This window comes from Neobacillus sp. DHD-1R (assembly GCF_057747995.1).
In genome coordinates this window covers 330,206-347,345 of the sequence record NZ_CM173232.1, presented here as the reverse complement: position 1 = coordinate 347,345, position 17,140 = coordinate 330,206, and the positions used below count along the sequence as shown (strand labels likewise).

The 17,140-nt window shown below is 39.5% G+C and carries 28 protein-coding genes and 1 pseudogene; 16 read left to right on the top strand and 13 right to left on the bottom strand.

Features of this window, described 5'->3' with window-relative positions; all coding sequences use genetic code 11:
* Positions 1-117: 117 nt before the first annotated feature.
* A pseudogene (locus tag AC3ANL_RS01770) lies at positions 118-171 on the bottom strand (hypothetical protein); the annotation flags it as partial.
* Positions 172-240: 69 nt separating this feature from the next.
* Positions 241-429 (bottom strand): hypothetical protein, encoded by a 189-nt coding sequence (locus AC3ANL_RS01765; protein ID WP_488327575.1) that lies wholly within the window; start codon positions 427-429, stop codon positions 241-243.
* Positions 430-588: 159 nt separating this feature from the next.
* On the opposite strand from AC3ANL_RS01765, the gene AC3ANL_RS01760 reads away from it, so the two are divergent.
* The 4 genes from AC3ANL_RS01760 (at position 589) to AC3ANL_RS01745 (ending at position 3,700) form a co-directional block, all read left to right on the top strand.
* A complete protein-coding gene (locus AC3ANL_RS01760) occupies positions 589-1,845 on the top strand; it encodes a C40 family peptidase (protein ID WP_488327574.1) in 1,257 nt (418 codons plus the stop codon).
* Between the two features lie 135 nt (positions 1,846-1,980).
* Positions 1,981-2,121 (top strand): hypothetical protein, encoded by a 141-nt coding sequence (locus AC3ANL_RS01755; protein ID WP_488327573.1) that lies wholly within the window; start codon positions 1,981-1,983, stop codon positions 2,119-2,121.
* Between the two features lie 45 nt (positions 2,122-2,166).
* On the top strand, positions 2,167-2,364 hold the full coding sequence (locus tag AC3ANL_RS01750) for a hypothetical protein (protein WP_488327572.1): 198 nt from the start codon (positions 2,167-2,169) through the stop codon (positions 2,362-2,364).
* 355 nt (positions 2,365-2,719) lie between these two features.
* Positions 2,720-3,700 carry a hypothetical protein gene (locus tag AC3ANL_RS01745; RefSeq protein WP_488327571.1) on the top strand — a complete coding sequence of 327 codons (981 nt, stop codon included), beginning with the start codon at positions 2,720-2,722 and terminating at the stop codon, positions 3,698-3,700.
* 67 nt (positions 3,701-3,767) lie between these two features.
* On the opposite strand, the gene AC3ANL_RS01740 is transcribed toward AC3ANL_RS01745, so the two are convergent.
* The 8 genes from AC3ANL_RS01740 to AC3ANL_RS01705 all read right to left on the bottom strand — a co-directional run bounded on the left by AC3ANL_RS01740 (position 3,768) and on the right by AC3ANL_RS01705 (position 9,970).
* Positions 3,768-4,118: a hypothetical protein gene (locus tag AC3ANL_RS01740; RefSeq protein WP_488327570.1), complete on the bottom strand. Its 351-nt coding sequence runs from the start codon at positions 4,116-4,118 to the stop codon at positions 3,768-3,770.
* Positions 4,118-4,348, bottom strand: a complete 231-nt coding sequence (locus AC3ANL_RS01735) for a hypothetical protein (protein WP_488327569.1) — start codon at positions 4,346-4,348, stop codon at positions 4,118-4,120. The genes AC3ANL_RS01740 and AC3ANL_RS01735 overlap by 1 nt, the downstream gene beginning before the upstream one ends.
* Before the next feature lie 739 nt (positions 4,349-5,087).
* On the bottom strand, positions 5,088-5,288 hold the full coding sequence (locus tag AC3ANL_RS01730) for a cold-shock protein (protein WP_024027764.1): 201 nt from the start codon (positions 5,286-5,288) through the stop codon (positions 5,088-5,090).
* 397 nt (positions 5,289-5,685) lie between these two features.
* The gene (locus tag AC3ANL_RS01725) at positions 5,686-5,829 is read right to left on the bottom strand and encodes a YjcZ family sporulation protein (RefSeq protein ID WP_488327568.1); all 144 of its coding nucleotides are present in this window, start codon (positions 5,827-5,829) and stop codon (positions 5,686-5,688) included.
* Positions 5,830-6,075: 246 nt separating this feature from the next.
* On the bottom strand, positions 6,076-6,492 hold the full coding sequence (locus AC3ANL_RS01720) for a VOC family protein (RefSeq protein ID WP_488327567.1): 417 nt from the start codon (positions 6,490-6,492) through the stop codon (positions 6,076-6,078).
* A 105-nt stretch (positions 6,493-6,597) separates the two neighbouring features.
* On the bottom strand, positions 6,598-7,605 hold the full coding sequence (locus tag AC3ANL_RS01715) for an NAD-dependent epimerase (RefSeq protein ID WP_488327566.1): 1,008 nt from the start codon (positions 7,603-7,605) through the stop codon (positions 6,598-6,600).
* Complete coding sequence (locus AC3ANL_RS01710) at positions 7,602-8,909, bottom strand: hypothetical protein (protein WP_488327565.1); 1,308 nt, start codon at positions 8,907-8,909, stop codon at positions 7,602-7,604. Before AC3ANL_RS01710 ends, AC3ANL_RS01715 begins: the two co-directional genes overlap by 4 nt.
* Complete coding sequence (locus AC3ANL_RS01705) at positions 8,909-9,970, bottom strand: glycosyltransferase (protein ID WP_488327564.1); 1,062 nt, start codon at positions 9,968-9,970, stop codon at positions 8,909-8,911. The genes AC3ANL_RS01710 and AC3ANL_RS01705 overlap by 1 nt, the downstream gene beginning before the upstream one ends.
* 241 nt (positions 9,971-10,211) lie before the next feature.
* On the opposite strand from AC3ANL_RS01705, the gene AC3ANL_RS01700 reads away from it, so the two are divergent.
* A complete protein-coding gene (locus AC3ANL_RS01700) occupies positions 10,212-10,346 on the top strand; it encodes a BA3454 family stress response protein (RefSeq protein ID WP_488327563.1) in 135 nt (44 codons plus the stop codon).
* Between the two features lie 60 nt (positions 10,347-10,406).
* Here AC3ANL_RS01700 and AC3ANL_RS01695 read toward each other — a convergent pair whose 3' ends face one another.
* From AC3ANL_RS01695 to AC3ANL_RS01685, 3 genes are all read right to left on the bottom strand, one after another.
* Positions 10,407-10,832 carry a MaoC family dehydratase gene (locus tag AC3ANL_RS01695; RefSeq protein ID WP_488327562.1) on the bottom strand — a complete coding sequence of 142 codons (426 nt, stop codon included), beginning with the start codon at positions 10,830-10,832 and terminating at the stop codon, positions 10,407-10,409.
* A 215-nt stretch (positions 10,833-11,047) separates the two neighbouring features.
* The gene (locus AC3ANL_RS01690; RefSeq protein ID WP_488327561.1) at positions 11,048-11,530 is read right to left on the bottom strand and encodes a hypothetical protein; all 483 of its coding nucleotides are present in this window, start codon (positions 11,528-11,530) and stop codon (positions 11,048-11,050) included.
* 467 nt (positions 11,531-11,997) lie between these two features.
* Entirely contained in the window at positions 11,998-12,198 is a 201-nt protein-coding gene (locus AC3ANL_RS01685; RefSeq protein WP_488327560.1) for a cold-shock protein, read from the bottom strand.
* 454 nt (positions 12,199-12,652) lie between these two features.
* On the opposite strand from AC3ANL_RS01685, the gene AC3ANL_RS01680 reads away from it, so the two are divergent.
* The 11 genes from AC3ANL_RS01680 to AC3ANL_RS01630 all read left to right on the top strand — a co-directional run bounded on the left by AC3ANL_RS01680 (position 12,653) and on the right by AC3ANL_RS01630 (position 17,112).
* The gene (locus AC3ANL_RS01680) at positions 12,653-13,123 is read left to right on the top strand and encodes a DinB family protein (protein WP_488327559.1); all 471 of its coding nucleotides are present in this window, start codon (positions 12,653-12,655) and stop codon (positions 13,121-13,123) included.
* 242 nt (positions 13,124-13,365) lie between these two features.
* Positions 13,366-13,467 (top strand): YjcZ family sporulation protein, encoded by a 102-nt coding sequence (locus AC3ANL_RS01675; protein WP_488327558.1) that lies wholly within the window; start codon positions 13,366-13,368, stop codon positions 13,465-13,467.
* 468 nt (positions 13,468-13,935) lie between these two features.
* On the top strand, positions 13,936-14,067 hold the full coding sequence (yjcZ, locus tag AC3ANL_RS01670) for a sporulation protein YjcZ (protein ID WP_488327557.1): 132 nt from the start codon (positions 13,936-13,938) through the stop codon (positions 14,065-14,067).
* Positions 14,068-14,136: 69 nt separating this feature from the next.
* Positions 14,137-14,232 (top strand): YjcZ family sporulation protein, encoded by a 96-nt coding sequence (locus AC3ANL_RS01665; protein ID WP_488327556.1) that lies wholly within the window; start codon positions 14,137-14,139, stop codon positions 14,230-14,232.
* 479 nt (positions 14,233-14,711) lie between these two features.
* Positions 14,712-14,843 (top strand): sporulation protein YjcZ, encoded by a 132-nt coding sequence (yjcZ, locus tag AC3ANL_RS01660; RefSeq protein WP_488327555.1) that lies wholly within the window; start codon positions 14,712-14,714, stop codon positions 14,841-14,843.
* 68 nt (positions 14,844-14,911) lie between these two features.
* Entirely contained in the window at positions 14,912-15,025 is a 114-nt protein-coding gene (locus tag AC3ANL_RS01655) for a YjcZ family sporulation protein (protein ID WP_488327554.1), read from the top strand.
* A 78-nt stretch (positions 15,026-15,103) separates the two neighbouring features.
* Positions 15,104-15,244: a hypothetical protein gene (locus tag AC3ANL_RS01650; RefSeq protein ID WP_488327551.1), complete on the top strand. Its 141-nt coding sequence runs from the start codon at positions 15,104-15,106 to the stop codon at positions 15,242-15,244.
* Positions 15,245-15,831: 587 nt separating this feature from the next.
* Positions 15,832-15,975, top strand: coding sequence for a sporulation protein YjcZ (yjcZ, locus tag AC3ANL_RS01645; protein WP_488327553.1), 144 nt, complete (start codon positions 15,832-15,834; stop codon positions 15,973-15,975).
* 69 nt (positions 15,976-16,044) lie between these two features.
* Entirely contained in the window at positions 16,045-16,140 is a 96-nt protein-coding gene (locus AC3ANL_RS01640; RefSeq protein WP_488327552.1) for a YjcZ family sporulation protein, read from the top strand.
* A gap of 77 nt (positions 16,141-16,217) precedes the next feature.
* Positions 16,218-16,358: a hypothetical protein gene (locus tag AC3ANL_RS01635; RefSeq protein ID WP_488327551.1), complete on the top strand. Its 141-nt coding sequence runs from the start codon at positions 16,218-16,220 to the stop codon at positions 16,356-16,358.
* Between the two features lie 247 nt (positions 16,359-16,605).
* Entirely contained in the window at positions 16,606-17,112 is a 507-nt protein-coding gene (locus tag AC3ANL_RS01630) for a DUF2269 domain-containing protein (RefSeq protein ID WP_488327550.1), read from the top strand.
* Positions 17,113-17,140: the final 28 nt, after the last annotated feature.

Sequence of the window (17,140 nt, the reverse complement as noted above, 5' to 3'; positions counted from 1 at the left end):
ATTCCTGATTTGCTCCCTAAAGGGGATAGTCGGGTGTAAAATTACACGTTTTCCGCGGGTTGGAGATGTTATCTACGAATTGGAGGCCGGTATTCGCTAATTGGATGGCGCTATCCGCTAATGGGCGGTGCTATCCGCTAATTGGGCGGCGCTATCCGCTAATTGGGTGACGCTATCCGCTAATTGGGCGGCGCTATCCGCTAATGGGCGGTGCTATCCGCTACTGGGCGGTGCTATCCGCTACTGGGCGGCGCTATCCGCTAATTGGGTGACGCTATCCGCTAATTGGGTGACGCTATCCGCTAATTGGGTGACGCTATCCGCTAATTGGGTGGCGCTATCCGCTAATCGGGCGGCGCTATCCGCTAATTGGGTGACGCTATCCGCTAATTGGGCGGCGCTATCCGCTAATTGGGCGGCGCTATCCACTAATGGGTGACGCTATCCGCTAATAGGTGATGCTATCCGCACCCCTTTTCTTCCATTTTTATTGAAATTTCTTCGAATTTCGTCCTTTTTTACCTCGAAATACTAGCAAACTATGGTAAAATTAATAAAAAAATGAAAATATGAGGTGATTTTTACTAGATGAAGAAAACCATCGTTCGCACTCTCTCGACAACCGCTCTTTTTTCGACGCTTTTTGCCGGTTCTGCCCTCGCTGATACATATAAGGTCCAAAAAGGTGACAGCCTATCAAAAATTGCCTCGAAATATAAAACAAATGTTAATGAAATTAAGACCCAAAACGGGTTGAAATCGAATTTAATCTATGAAAATCAAATTTTGAAAATTTCTACCGCCCCTGCGACTACTTCTGTCCAAGCGGTGCAGCAAACGAACTATACGGTTGTGCGGGGTGACGCCCTGATCAAGATTGCCAATCGTTATCATGTCACCGTGGGCGAGCTGCAGCAGTGGAACAGCCTAAAGGGCACGATGATATATGTGGGACAGGTATTAAAAGTGTCTGCTCCGGGCAAGACCGTGACTGTAACAGCACCGAAGCCTGCAACGGTTAATGTGGTGAAACCAGCAACCACGAAACCAGTGACAACGACTACAGTCACACAAGCATCGACCAGTGTCTACACCGTTAAAAGCGGTGACTATCTGGGTAAAATTGGTTCTCAATATGGCATGACTGTTCAACAGTTAAAAACACTTAACAACTTAAAATCAGATATGATTTATGTGGGACAAAAGCTGAAGGTTGCCGGTAAGGCGGCCGCTGCAAAGCCGATTGCACCTGCTGCGCCTGCTCCTGTGACTCCGGCACCGACTGTGCAGCCGTCCGCAACGAGTCAGTATGTCGTAAAAAGCGGCGATACCTTAGGCAAGATCTCTGTTCAATTTGGGATGTCCCTGCAGGAGTTAAAGTCGCTGAACAGCCTTACCTCTGACATGATTTATGTCGGGCAAAAACTGAAAGTTAACGGGCAGGCTGTATCTAAGCCAACCACAACGCCGGCAACTACCAATACGGCAGCCAAGACGATTGCTGTTGCCAAAAGCTTAATGGGAATCCCCTATGTGTGGGGTGGCAGCTCCCTTTCCGGCTTCGATTGCAGCGGGTTCATCTATTATGTCGCAAACCAAGCCGGCACGAAAATTGGCCGCTTGTCCGCCGCAGGCTATTATGATCGCAGCTACTATGTAAATTCTCCACAGGCAGGCGACCTTGTCTTTTTTGAGAATACATATAAAAGGGGCATTTCGCACGTGGGCATCTACCTCGGCGATAACCAATTCATCCACGCCGATGAAGCCCATGGCATCATGATTTCCAATCTAAAAAGCACTTACTACACCGCCCACTTTGCGGCGTTTAAGAGATTTTATTAAACTACAAAGGGGTCAGACCCCCCACTACCTTTGATTGAGGTGTGGGGTCTGACCCCTTTTTTTAAATTTTATGTTTAAAAGAGTGATAGTGTGGCAATACTTATGTTAGAAACTAATTTTAAGGAGGAATGCCAGATGAATGAAAGTACATTGCTATTATCGAAGTTTACTAATGAAGAGGGTTTTGAGTTAAATGAGTATATTACCCATTTATTTGATAGTTTTGCTACACTAACAACCTATGACAACACCACTACGGAGCCTACCCGTAACTAAGGGTGGCCTTTTTTTTGTTTATAACCGGTTTTGCGGCCGTTGATTTTGAGATATCAACCAATTGGGATGATTTATCAACCAACTAGGATGACATATCAACCGATCTGGGTGAAGTATCAACCAAAATTCGTCACTTATCAACCGATTTTAGGGATGTATCAACTAATCGGGATCTTATCAACCGAGTTTGGAGATTTATCAACCAATTGGGATGACATATCAACCGGGTTTGGTGAAGTATAAGCCAATCGGGATCTTATCAACCGGGTTTGGGGATTTATCAACCAACCGAGATGACATATCAACCGATCTGGGTGAAGTATCAACCAAGATTCGTCACTTATCAACCAATTTCCCCACATTATCACCCACTTCCTCCTTTAACCATGAACTAACCCTTCCCTCCCAAAGTCAGGCGGTTAGCCTGACCAGCTCATTGTCTTTCCCTAAATATAAAAATTTTAGCCCTTTTTTGTTTAACCCTATCGAATTTAGGGGATGCAGTAATTGTCAGATAATTTTTAGAGGATTTTACATAGAATTGGCCTAATGTTTAATAGATTAACAGGTTTTCACAACATAGGTGGGGTGAGTTCATTTGTCAAAGATTAAACGGTTTTTTGTAGGATTGCTGAGTGTCGGGGTGTTGCTGGGTTATTCAGGTGTGGCTGCCGCAAGTGGAAATCCATCAACGGGTTGGGCGTTCGAGAGTGGCAAATGGCATTATTTTAATCACGGTGTGATGAAGAAAGGCTGGGTAATGGATGGCGGCAAGTGGTACTATTTGGACCAGAGCGGCGCCATGAAGACTGGATGGCTCCTGGATCGCGGCCGCTGGTACTACTTGAACAAGAGCGGTGCCATGAAGACCGGCTGGCTCCTGGATCGCGGCCGTTGGTACTACTTGGACAAGAGCGGTGCCATGAAGACCAGCTGGCTCTTGGATGGCAGCAAATGGTACTACCTGGACCAGAACGGCGCCATGAAGACCGGCTGGGTATCGGTGTCAGGCACCTGGTATTACCTGAATAGTTCGGGGGCGATGCGGACCGGCTGGCTGGAGTACGGCGGAAAAGGATATTACCTGGAGCAGAGCGGGGCGATGGTGACGGGCTGGAAGTCGATTTCTGGTGCTTGGTATTATTTTACTCGTGACGGTACAAAGATGCGGCTGAATTTTGCGAATGGCTACTACCTGATGAACGACGGCCGGATGACCAACGCGGGGAGTGCGGGGGTTGTCGCTGCGGTCGAGGAATTGAAAAAGGTAATTGAAGTAGGGATGACCCAGGCGGACCTGCAGGCGAAACTAGGATCGGCCTACCACAATTTGACCGGGCTAGAAGGAGAAAAATATTGGCTATATACCTTGAAGGTCACCGATGCAGGTTATCAGGCTGTGAAGTTGAATGGCGAAGACTTCGGTGCTGAGGACTTGGCAAAGGGGTCGACGGATGTGATTGTGCTGGTTTATTGGAATGACGACGGGCAGGCCTTCCAAGTAACGATGGATTACTTTAACGAGGCCCACAAGTTCCACCACTATCGTTCTTATCGGTATGATTATCAGTATAATTGAATTTTAATAACTTCATTTACAAATTTAAAAAACCTTGGTTTCCAAGGTTTTTTTTAGTGGAATAAATTCATTTGTGCTTTTTCTTCGAATCGTTTTTTAATAATTTCTGGATTAATTCAGTCAGTTGTTTCGTTTCTTCCTTTAAGTCTAAGAGTTCATTTTTCATTTCAGGATCATGTATAACCGGAGTTTTCATTTGTTCATATAGCTGTTCGTGTTGATTTTTTAGTTCAGCTAGTTCCTTAGCGATCCCCTCAAGTTGCTCTGAAAATGAAACAGAAGCTGCCAGTTGATTTTTCACATCAGACAGTTCCGTTGAGTTGAGTAAATTTAAAATTGGGCTGTCCGTATTTTTACCAAAATCCGTTGCTGCATTCTTTAATGAATCATCTTTAAGCAGATCCGTTGCCATATTCATTAATGAGCTCCTACATTATTTAATAATGCGTTCATATCTACATTACTCATTAAGGAGTTTAGATCTAGGTTATTCATTTCAGCGCCCTTATCACCATTTTTGATTAAAGAATTCATATCTAGGTTCTTCATTAAGGAACCCATGTCAAAGGAATCCAGTAAACTTTTCTGTTGATTTAAAGGAGCATCCTTATCCTGATTCAACATATTTTTTTCATTATTCTCATTCAATTTTTATACCACCTTTGTTTAGTAAAATAAAGAACCTAGAAGATTATTTTTTCAAAATAATCTTCTAGTGTTCAGTCCTTTGTCAAATAGAATGGGAAACTTTTTCAAAATCTACGGGTCTTGAAGAATAGCAATGATCGCTGCATTGATTGGAGTTGTATTGAGGCCGAATAAGCTTGCAGCAAGCAAAGCAAGTAATAACAAAATAATCACAAGAACTTTGCCTAATGTTGTAATAAAATTAGCAAGAGTATGATTCTCCCCCCTTCCTCTGCTATAGCTTCATAAGGGGCCCCTTACCTTACATATATTATGTTAATATAATGGACAAGCTTAAACGAATATATAATAGATTGATAAATGGGCAGTCTATTTTTAAAGTCACCGATGCAAAGGCAATAATAAACGAGGCGATACTTAAAATTAGTTTCATTACCTTAGAACCGCAATCTGGTTACAATGTTTGTCTACTTTATTTTTATTTATAGCGTTATCAGATGAATCATTTTACCCTTAAAAAAATTCACACAAAAAAGAGAGGCCATTTCAGCCACTCTTAACTAAATCATCTTTATAACCTATGATAATTAGGAGATTTCGTGTTTATGTGGTACACTTCATTTACCATTTGATTTACTGTTCACATGTACCCCGCTCATTTATGAGTGGGGTTCCTTGTTTTTAAGACAAATAAAAAGACAGACTCTAGAATAGAGCCTGCCTGTATCAGACATTGTTATTAAGCTTTACGAACGTTAGAAGCTTGTGGTCCACGTTGACCTTGTTCTACGTCAAAAGTAACTGCTTGACCTTCGTCTAATGATTTGAAACCTTCGCCTTGGATAGCAGAGAAGTGTACGAATACGTCGTCTCCAGCTTCGCGTTCGATGAATCCAAAACCTTTTTCTGCGTTAAACCATTTTACTTTACCTTGTTCCATGTGTGTTTCCTCCTGCTGTGTGCTTTTGCACACAATATGTTACTATCCTTGCTTCCAGTGATCATTAAGACGAAAAGTTAAGACGAAAAATTCTACTAATACTATCCTTTACACCGAACAAAAATAATTCTTCCTTAGAATACCATTTTTCGAAAGGGTTTGCAAGTTTACCATCCATTATCTGAATTTATGCCACCTTCAATATTTTCCAAGAGAAAGCACGCTGGTAATGGATTCTCCAAAATAAGGCTTAACCCATTGGTTATTCACATGCACTGATGGATAAGCTAGAGTATAGCCAAAATCCCATAACCAATCCATGGACCTTATACCTTAATAAGGTATAGAGTCAAAAAAAAAGCCCTAAAAGGGCTTTTTTCAGATAAGCGTATTTGTCTTAGAAACAGATTACTGCTCCTACGATGATTAACAAGATAAACAATACAACAATTAAAGCAAATCCGCCGCCGAAGCCGCAACCACCGTAGCCATAGCCGCCACAACAACCGCCAAATCCGCCGTATCCACCGTAACCAAACATATTATAGTCCTCCTTTAAACTTATTCCATACAATTTATGTTAGGAAACGAAGAATGGTAAGGGCGCTTTCACTAGATTTTTTATAAGAATACCCATTACCTATTAGGAAACAAGCCTATGCAGCAGCGAACAACGTTTCTGTCTGAACAATAAAAGAAAAGCGATGCCCTGTGCTTCAGGCATCACCAACGTTCGTTTAGTAACTTTATTTTATTTTGTTATTTTAACGCCGCAAGCGTCGGGCGTTCAGCTTTGCGGCAATTTACTCATATCCATATACAATACGTTCCACCGATGACCATCCAGATCGGCAAAACCGCAGCCGTACATCCAGCCGCCTCGTTCTCCCGGCTTGCCGAATACAGAGCCGCCGGCACGCTCCGCTTTTAAGGCGAGTTCATCCACTTCATCCCTGGAGTTCGCCCCCAGAGAGAATAGCACTTCCGTACCCTGCCGCGTATTCGCAACAGCATTCCCGGTAAAACCGTGGAAAGTGGATTCCGGAAAGAGCATCAAAACAACCTGATTCTCGCCGACGATCAAGCTGAATGAGCCATCTTGACTTGCATACTGCTCATTTAAGCGAAAACCAAGCTGCGTATAGAACTCCTTTGCCCGCTCCGGTTCTCGTACCGGCAGGTTCAACCATAATTCTTTCGACATACCTAAAACCTCCTGATATAGAGATGAAGTGCTTCCTTGCATCCCTATAAATTCAATACCTATTTTAATCTTTCCTGCTTATTTAGAAACAAACTCCATCATCCTCTATCTCCGATCATACTTTTTATACCAATCTACAAATTGTCCTAACCCTTTTTCGATTGGTGTTGTTGGGTGGAACCCTGTATCCTGCTGTAAATTTGAAATATCTGCATAGGTCTCTTTAACATCACCCGGCTGCATCGGGAGGAATTCTATTTTTGCTTTTTTGCCAATATGATTCTCTAAAATTCGAATAAAATCCATTAACTTCACTGGATTATTGTTGCCGATATTATAGATTTTATAAGGAGCATAGCTAGAGCCTGGATCAGGATTTTTTTTATCCCAGTTATAGTTGTATTGGGGCGGGTGATGAAGCAAGCGAATCATTCCTTCGACAATATCATCAATAAAGGTAAAATCTCTGTACATATCGCCATTATTAAATACCTTGATGGTATTCCCCTCGAAGATATCTTTGGTAAAAGAGTAATAAGCCATATCCGGTCTTCCCCAAGGACCATATACGGTGAAGAAACGCAGACCTGTGGTGGGAATGTTAAATAAATGACTATAGGAATGGGCCATTAATTCATTGGCCTTTTTTGTGGCTGCATACATACTTACAGGATGATCGACGGAGTCTCTTGTTGAAAAAGGAATGTTAGCATTAGCCCCATAAACGGAGCTCGATGATGCATAAATCAAGTGCTTTACGTGAAAGTGCCGGCAAGCTTCTAAAATATTGATAAACCCAAACAGGTTGGAATGAATATAAGAATGTGGATTGGTAAGACTATAACGAACTCCGGCTTGTGCTGCTAAATTGATGACAATATCAATTGGTTTGTTTTGAAATAGTTGAAGTACGGATTCTTCATTTGCCAAATCTATTTTATAGAATTCAAAATTAGGTTTTTTTTCTAGTAGCCTTAATCGGTCTTTCTTTAAAAAAACATCGTAATAGTCATTCAGGTTATCTATACCGATCACATGATAATTTTGATCTAACAAACGTTTCGTAAGATGAAACCCAATAAACCCTGCTGCTCCCGTCACTAAAATGTTCATCTTCTTCGACCTGTCCTTCTATGGCGGTTCTCCTTTTTATGATGATGGTCCCTTCTACGGCTGTGCCTTTTATTCCGATCCTTATCTCTTTTACGATTTTTATCATGTTTGCTTTCTTGTCTGTTCCTTTGGACTGTTTTTTCTTTCGTATGAGAATTGGATCTGCTTGTCCATTCAGCATGGGTATCAGGATCAATTTCCCTTACTTGCTCGAGGAAGGAGTCTAAGAAGCCTCTTTCGCGCAGGTTTTCAAATAATTCAAGCGGTTTTTTCTGTTCACGCGTGAAGGAATATACATGGTCAACCATTTTAAAACCCTTATTGGTGATAATAATATGCCTTAAGGGGGCATCGATTTGCTTAAACCCTGATTTTTTCTGGGCCGTTAAAATATCTAGTAATTGTCTTGTTATGTCTTTCGATAATGTAGATTGGGTTTTGAGAAATGTGTTTAAATCAGGTCCGGCGAGATATTCCATGACCACATACTTCTCCCCGGTTTCATAAACTCTTGGAATAAAGGATAAGTTTTTGCAAGATAATAAAACTTCTTTTTCCTGTTTAGCATGTTCCTTTTTCCCGTAAATTTTAACACATTTATCTTCTGCTACACGGTATACAGCACCCTGATGTCCTTTTCCGATGAGCCGCTGTGTGACGGCACTGTCCACCCTTACACCCTCCCCTGAACCGCCGGATGTAACAGGGATGTTTTTATAGTCCAAATGGTTTTTGTTGAAATAGGTTTGCCAAGCTTCGAAGGTCTCCGGTTCTAACTTTTTCACTTGGGCTAAGAATGAGTCCTTTAAGAGGATAATGTTTAAATCTCTCAGTAGTTTAAGAGGAACGGGATCATTTTTTGTGAACGCATTAACGTGGTCAACCACTTTAAGCTCTTCTTGATCAAGGACGAAAATATGGCGAAGAGCAGCATCGATCGTAGTGAATTTTGCCTTTTTTAACTCATGTAACATATCCAGGAGCTTTCTTGTGATGGATTCAGGGATGTAGGTGCAATTTCGCAGGTATTCTTTTAACGTTGGAGCATTAACATATTCCATTACTACAAAATTTGAACCTGTTTCATATAGCTTAGGAAAAAAGGACAAATGTTTTCCAGCTTTAAGAGCTTTTGCCTCCATTTCGGCCTCAAGCGGGTCTGTGTATATTTTTACACATTTGTTTTTTGAAAGTTTAAATACAGCTCCTTTCGCACCCATTCCTACTAGAGGATAGTTAGCCGGGTTATCAATTTCTAGGTTTTTTAAACCCTTGGTAACGCTAATGGATTTAAAATTTGCCATTATGATCCCCCCAACAATTCATCATAATAGTTTGCCTGCAAGATAAGCTGCTCCGCCTCATCAAAGCTTTCCTCGACTTTTTTACGGGCAGCACTTGCATATCGTCTCCAAAGATGCCTGTTTGTCAGCATAAATTCAAGGGCATTAGCAAGTTCATCCACATTGTTTTCTTGGACTAAATATCCTTCTTGATTATGGGTAACCAATTCAGGTATGCCTGCATGATAAGTGGAGATGACTGGTACACCAAGGGCCATTGCTTCTTTTAGTGTATTAGGAATCCCTTCCACATCTCCGCTTGAGGATACGATGCTGGCTGCACAAAATAAATCTGCATTGGCCATATGCTCTCGAACTTTCTCTTTGGGAAGATGATTTAATAACTGAAAGGATTCTCCCAAATTTAGCTGTGCAGCTAATGAAGTAAGATATTCTTGAAGTTCTCCTCCTCCAATGATCGTTAGCGTAGCGTTGGGGAATTGTCCTTTTATTTTTTGAAATGCCTGCATTAAAATATGGTGGCCTTTCTTTTCTACTAATCTGCCTACAGATAAGATGTTTTGCGAGTCTCCAAGACTGGGCGGATGATACTCGTATCTGCTTAAATCCACTCCGCCGTAAAGCACCCTAATTTTTTCGGCAGGACAGCCCCACTCCATGATTCTGTCGGCTAAATATTGACAAACTGGGAAAAACATCTCTCCCTCTTCAAAAAGCAGTTTCATGTTCTCTAAATAGCCGATTGGCTGATTTGCTAACGTTGCATCTCTTCCGCGAATACTGGTTACTAACGGAAGATTCGTTTCTTTCTTAAAAGGGAGGAATAATAACCCTAATTGTCCGTGATGGGCATGTAAGAGAGAGACCTGATTCTTTTTAACAAATTGCTGCGGTAAAAAAATCTCACTAAGATAATAAACTTTTTCATTGAGGAGCGAGAGGTCTGTCATATACTTTGGCTGTCGGACCAAATGAATATAATCATAGCCTGGAACTTCGCGGATTTGAGGGATATATTGCGTTTGATCAACTCTTAAATTTAAATGCATCGCTTTTGGCAAAAAAACGTCTCCTTCCTTAAATTATTTTTTCCAAATAACTTATTCAGAATGAGGAAGGAATGCTTGGACAAATGGGTATAAAAAAAGAACCCACTCCTTTCGGCTGGTTTGGGTTATGTTTATCTTTCCTTACAAGCGGGTAAAAATTAATAAACCTTTACATCAAATCAATCATAACTTAAAAAATTTCTTTTATACTATTATTGTAAGCCAATACTCAATCGAAAGGAGAAAGAACAACATGTGCATGTATACCATTTACGTAACATTCAAGGGGAAAAAGTATCAAACCAATGTAATAGCTGGCAAAAACCAATCTGAGGAAGAAGTTTATCAAATCGCTAAAGAACAAGTTTTGAAGCAATGGACAAATTAACCCACAGGAAGGGTTTTTTTTCACCTCTAACATAGTATTTCAGTGACTTTCCATAACACTCTATCTCTTAATCAATACCGACAAGTCACCTTGAAATACTTTTTCCTCTTTATCATTGAAAGTAGTTAATAATACCGTAACGATTCCTGTTTCCTTTTTCTTCGCTTCTTTATCAATAACCTCCACAATGGTATGTAATTCATCATTAGGATAAACAGGCTTTATAAATTTGATATTATTCATCCGTGTTCCGGCAATGACATCCTCACCATAGATGCCTTGTTCAACCCACATCTTAAATGAAATGGCTAACGTATGGATACCAGAAGCAATGATTCCATTAAACCTTCCCTGATTTGCTTTCTCCTCATCCACATGCATGTATTGAGGATCAAACTCTCCAGCAAATCTCATAATATCCTCTTTTGTTAATTTGTAAGACCTAGTTTCAAACACCTGTCCAATTGTAAACTCATCAAACTTCATACATACACCTCTTAAGTAGAATCTTAGTACTAGTTTATATTAGAGTAGCATCACATACTCATCAAGTTTAAAAAATAGTCAACTCATCATTATAATTGTAACTGCCTTCTTTCACTACACTGACCCGTAAGCTCAAAAAGAAAAGCCGCCAAGATGGCAGCTGGATGTTTAACTCGTGCACCTGTTACTTTACGTACATTATTTCATAATCTCGTTTACACTTTGTTAAATTTTATCGAGTTTAAATGCTGCAGGTGTATTCCTATGTGTCCGATCCCAAGTATGATAGCAGATGCACTTAGCCAAACCACTTTACCATAAATGCCCAATAATAAAAAAGCCGTGACAGGCAGACTCGCAAGCGGTACGGGCACCCCGTAAAAACTACGATAAAAATTTTCTTCTGTATATTCATTCGTAAAATATCTGACCCAACAAATCTCATAAAGGACCATAAGTAAAAATGAGGCTAGCAGCCACAAACTCCATGCTGAAAAGGAAGCAAGGTTAAAATCACTAAAAATCAATATGCTGCACGAACAACATACTTGTCCAATACGCTCAAACACTAATAATATTTTGTTTTCATGGGTATAGTCATAATCTATTGGTTGATTCTTTGTCCAAATGATATTCGGAATAAATAACATCAATAAATAGATCAGGCCTATATATGAAAATCCTAAATGACCTAACATATAATACCTCCTGAAAAAATAATTATTTTTCTTTCGGTAAAAAATGATTTGTTGTTTGCTAGCCATTATTTAATTCAGGTAAATTATACTATTTAATACAATTCACTTAACGATTCATTTGTTAAAAATTCCTGACATATTATGCTGCTTCCATGAGTGAAAAAACGTTCTTCCTATTGCAGAAATGCAACCGTTAATCTTGAATCATGGATTCTTTATCAAGACTTACGTAAACAAAATACCTTTTAAAAGATCCAAAAAAAAGTGACCATTTCAGCCACTCTTACCTAAATCATCTTTAAAACCTATGAGAATTAGGAGATTTCGTGTTTATGTGATACACTACATATACCATTTGATTTACTGTTCACATGTACCCCGCTCATTTATGAGCGGGGTTCCTTGTTTTTAGAACAAATAAAAAAGACAGACTCTAAAATAGAGCCTGCCTATATCAGACATTGTTATTAAGCTTTATGAACGTTAGAAGCTTGTGGTCCACGTTGACCTTGTTCTACGTCAAAAGTAACTGCTTGACCTTCGTCTAATGATTTGAAACCTTCGCCTTGGATAGCAGAGAAGTGTACGAATACGTCGTCTCCAGCTTCGCGTTCGATGAATCCAAAACCTTTTTCTGCGTTAAACCATTTTACTTTACCTTGTTCCATGTGTGTTTCCTCCTGCTGTGTGCTTTTGCACACAATATGTTACTATCCTTGCTACCAGTGATCATTAAGACGAAAAGTTAAGACGAAAAATTCTACTAATACTATCCTTTACACCGAACAAAAATAATTCTTCCTTAGAATACCATTCTTCGAAAGGGTTTGCAAGTTTATTATTCATTAGGCCTTAAAAATCTCAACGGCCTGTTCATCATTTATTTGTTCTACTTCCTGATTCAATGCCATATGCCCCTTTCTATATGGATTAGTACATTTCTCATTGGAACTGTGAAAAAATGATTCGCGCGCAAAATGGGGTTATATTGTTTTTTCAGAATTCCTCCTAACCTTTCCTATTCAAAAACTAAGTAATAAATTCTTAAAATTCTTTCAATATTTTCAACACGAACGTTCATTCGTGTATAATTAATATATGCCTTACTTAGGAGGAATTTTTATGAAGTCAATCGATTTAATTATTCTAAACTTTAATGAAGTAAGAAGGCGAAGCATAAAGGTCTGGACATCTATTCCTGAAGAAAAGCTTCACTGGAAGCCGGATGAGGAAGCAATGAATTGTCTAGAAATGATTAGGCACGTACTAGAAAGCGAACATTATTACGACCTAGCAATTAGAAATAGAGGAAGTTTATCCGTTTTCGATTCCCCTTTCGAGAATCAGCCATTCACTTCAGTAAATGCAGAATTGGAATTTGCAGAACCATACCGAAGGCAATTCATCAGTACTATTAAGTCATTTTCTGAAGATGATTTAGAAAATATAAAAATTGACCGATCTGAATCGGGGTACATAAGAGATTTAGGGGATATGCTTTTACGTGTTGCCTATCACGAATCCGTTCATACTGGCCAGTTATTGGATTATTTAAGGACAGCAGGGGTTCCAAGAATCCGTATCTGGGATTAAGCAAATCCAAAGGTGCTATCACAATAGTGGTACACCTTTTTTTATTACACAGTTTGTGCCAACTCTTGCACCCGTTCGTGGAATAAGGGCATTTGTCTTTATGACGAAATATCAATGTACCGTGCACTAAAAAATATTGATATTAGAATAGCTATATTATTATATATTCCATGCTTGTCCCTTTCAGGTTTAACCATCAATACATAATATGTACAGACTCTTATTAAAGGTGGTGATAAACTATGGGAGGCGAACATCGTGAACATAATAACTTCGCTTTAATCGTTGTTCTTTTCGTCCTTTTAATCATTGTTGGAACATCCTTTATGCTAGGTGGGTATTAATTTCGCGACTCTACAGATCCTGTTCTAAACCAAGGAAAGTAAAATAAAAGTAAGCTTACTGCCTTGGTAAGTCAAAATCCCAACGGAAATTATGGGATTTTTTATGCACGGAAAAAGCGCTCATCATTTTGAGCGCTTTTTCCCGTATTTGTTCTACCATTAATTGCTACGCATCATTGTCCATTATCTATTTAATTTACTATTAATGAGCGCTTGTCCCATTCAGTTTTATTCTGAGTGCATATGATATAACTACCACCGCCAGCAACACCCAGCATATAGAAATACCTCCAAGAAGAGGCGTTTGCATGTATTGCAGACGCTGATTTTCTTTTTCCAATTTGTTTAAGCAAATCGCTGATTTTCTCTTAACATGAGGATGTTTGTCCAATCAACCTTTGTCTTAAAAAAATATATATACATAGCAGGAAATATTTTCCTGTAAATTCCAGTTAGGTGGTGAGAGATATGTGGGGATCATGCGGATACGGCGGCTATGGCGGAGGTTATGGCTACGGCGGTGGCTATGGCGGCGGTTCAACTTTTGTTTTAATCGTTGTATTGTTCATCCTGTTGATCATCGTACTGTCCGCTTTTTAATAAGCCAAACAGTATGATTGATTTAGGCTAATTGAAATCCTATTTAAGCAAGTATTGGAGGTGTTATACATGGATGGTTCAAGAAACGCTTTTGCGTTAGTCGTGGTATTGTTCGTTCTCCTTATCATTGTAGGAGTTTCATTTATGAGCGGCTACGGCTACTAATTTGTACGGTACAGAGGGCAGGTTAAGTTAATCTGCCCTTTGTCAGTAATTCAAGAAAAATAATTACATAATTAATACCCCTGAAGACATCGCTCCAAAGGTTACATCTATTTTGTGAGTTGACAACAGTACCCGTGGTGATAAATCGGATAACATCCACAACCATGATGGAATCCATGATAAAAAAGCCCTTTTTAGGGGCTTGGCTTTAATTATCAGCAATTGTCCCATTCAACTTTATTCTGAGTGCATATGTTATTACTAAGCCGCCAGCAACACCCAGCATATAGAAATACCTCCAAAGAAGAGGCGTTTGCATGTATTGCAGACGCTTCTTTTCATTTTTACAAATTGTTTAAGCAAATCGCTAATTTTCTCCTAACACGAGGATGTTTGTCCAATCAACCCTTGTCTTAAGAAAATATATATACATAGTAGGAAATTTTTTCCTATTAATAATCCAATAGGTGGTGAAAAATATGTGGGGATCATGCGGATACGGCGGCTATGGCGGAGGTTATGGCTACGGCGGTGGCTATGGCGGCGGTTCAACTTTTGTTTTAATCGTTGTGTTGTTCATTCTGTTGATCATCGTACTGTCTACTTTTTAATAAACCAAACAGTATGATTGATTTAGGCTAAGTAAAATCCTTTTTAAGAAAGACTGGAGGTGTTATACATGGAAGAATTTAGACACGAACGTAGAGAAAACAATGCTTTTGCGTTAGTCGTGGTATTGTTCGTTCTCCTTATCATTGTAGGAGCTTCATTTATGAGCGGCTACGGCTACTAATTTGTACGGTACAGAGGGCAGGTTAAGTTAATCTGCCCTTTGTCAGTACACTTCTGAAATGAAAGGAGGATGAAATAAATGCCATTTTTTGGATTCGGTCGAAGAGACCTGTTTTTTCGTGACGGCTTTAGAAGAAGACGGTTTTTCCCAATTGAAATTGAAATCGAAATTGAGAGAAGAAGACGGTTTGAAATCGAGAGAAGAAGACGCAGATTCTAATTACAAAAATGATTTAAACAGTGTTTCCATGAGCCTACGGGTAAGAACATGCTGTGATCAAAGGCAACTGGTCTTATTGAGCTAAGAAGCTGGTGGAAGAAGGCTATTCGAGGACCTAAATGGGTCCTTTTTGGTTTGAGTAAATACAACTTTAATATTCAATATAAATAATTCCATAATTAAAACCCCTGAAGACATCGCTCCAAGGGTTACATCTATTTTTTGAGTTGACAACAGTGCCCGTGGTGATAAATCGGATAACATTCACAACCATGATGGAATCCATGATAAAAAAGCCCTTTTTAGAGGCTTGGCTATAATTATCAGCGCTTGTCCCATTCCGTTTTATTCTAAGTGCATATGATATAACTACCACCGCCAGCAACACCCAGCATATAGAAATACCTCCAAAGAAGAGGCGTTTGCATGTATTGCAGACGCTTCTTTTCATTTTTACAAATTGTTTAAGCAACTCGCTAATTTTCTCCTATCACGTGGATGTTTGTCCAATCAACCCTTGTCTTAAGAAAATACATATACATTGTAGGAAAAAAATTCCTATGAATTCCAATTAGGTGGTGAGATTTATGTGGGGATCATGCGGATACGGCGGCTATGGCTACGGCGGTGGCTATGGCTACGGCGGTGGCTATGGCTATGGCGGCGGTTCAACTTTTGTTTTAATCGTTGTGTTGTTCATTCTGTTGATCATCGTACTGTCTGCTTTTTAATAAACCAAACAGTATGATTGATTTAGACTAAGTAAAATCCTATTTAAGCAAGTATTGGAGGTGTTATACATGGATGGTTCAAGAAACGCTTTTGCGTTAATCGTTGTATTGTTTATTCTCCTCATCATTGTAGGAGCTTCATTTATGAGCGGCTACGGCTACTAAATTGTACGGTACAGAGGGCAGGTTAAGTTAATCTGTTCTTTGTCAGTACATTTGTGAAATGAAAGGGGATGAAGCAAATGCCATTTTTTGGATTCGGTCGGAGAGACCTGTTTTTTCGTGACGGCTTTAGAAGAAGACGGTTTTTCCCGATTGAAATTGAAATCGAAATTGAGAGAAGAAGACGGTTTGAAATCGAGAGAAGAAGACGCAGATTCTAATTAAAAAAATTGATTTAAACTGTGTTTCCATGAGCCTAAGGGTAAGAAGTTAGCTAAAGAAGGCTATTCTTGGACCTATATGGCTCCTTTTTGTTTTGAATAAATATCAACTTTAATTGGTCAGCGAAATCAGCCTCCAGACTTAGAAACAATTCCGTCTCTAGCGGTTATTTTTAAAAAGCCTTTCTTGCTAAACTGAATAATGGCGTCTTAAAAATGACTGGCAAGAAAGGAAGAATTGAAACATATGAAAAAGTTAGGTCCGAAGGGGCTAAAATGGTTAAAAATCGTTCATATTCTGTTGGTGGCGTTGTTTTTTGGCGGCATCATGAGTTCCGTCGCTCTAAATTATTGGTCGCAGTCCTCCACCTTCCCTGAAACCTATAAGAGTTTTGTCATTATCAGTGATCATATCATCCGAATTGGCGCGGTCGGAACTTTATTGGTAGGCGTTTTCTATGGTATCGCAACCCCGTGGGGATTTTTCAAGCATCGATGGATTACGGTCAAATGGTTTCTTTTTATCGGACAAACCTTGATCGGCATTTTTATCGTGGATAAGTTAATGATGAGCAATATGGCTTTGCTTGATACAGATGGAAGCCTGGCTTTGAGTAATCCTGTTTTTATTCAAAATGAGCTGTATAGGCAAGTTGCAGTGTGGGTCCAAGTAGTCATCACGATCTTTATTTTCGGGGTGTCTGTGTTGAGGCCTTGGAAAAAGAAGAAACAGAATCAACCCTTAGCTGGGTAGTATGATAATATGGGATTGTGCCATTTAT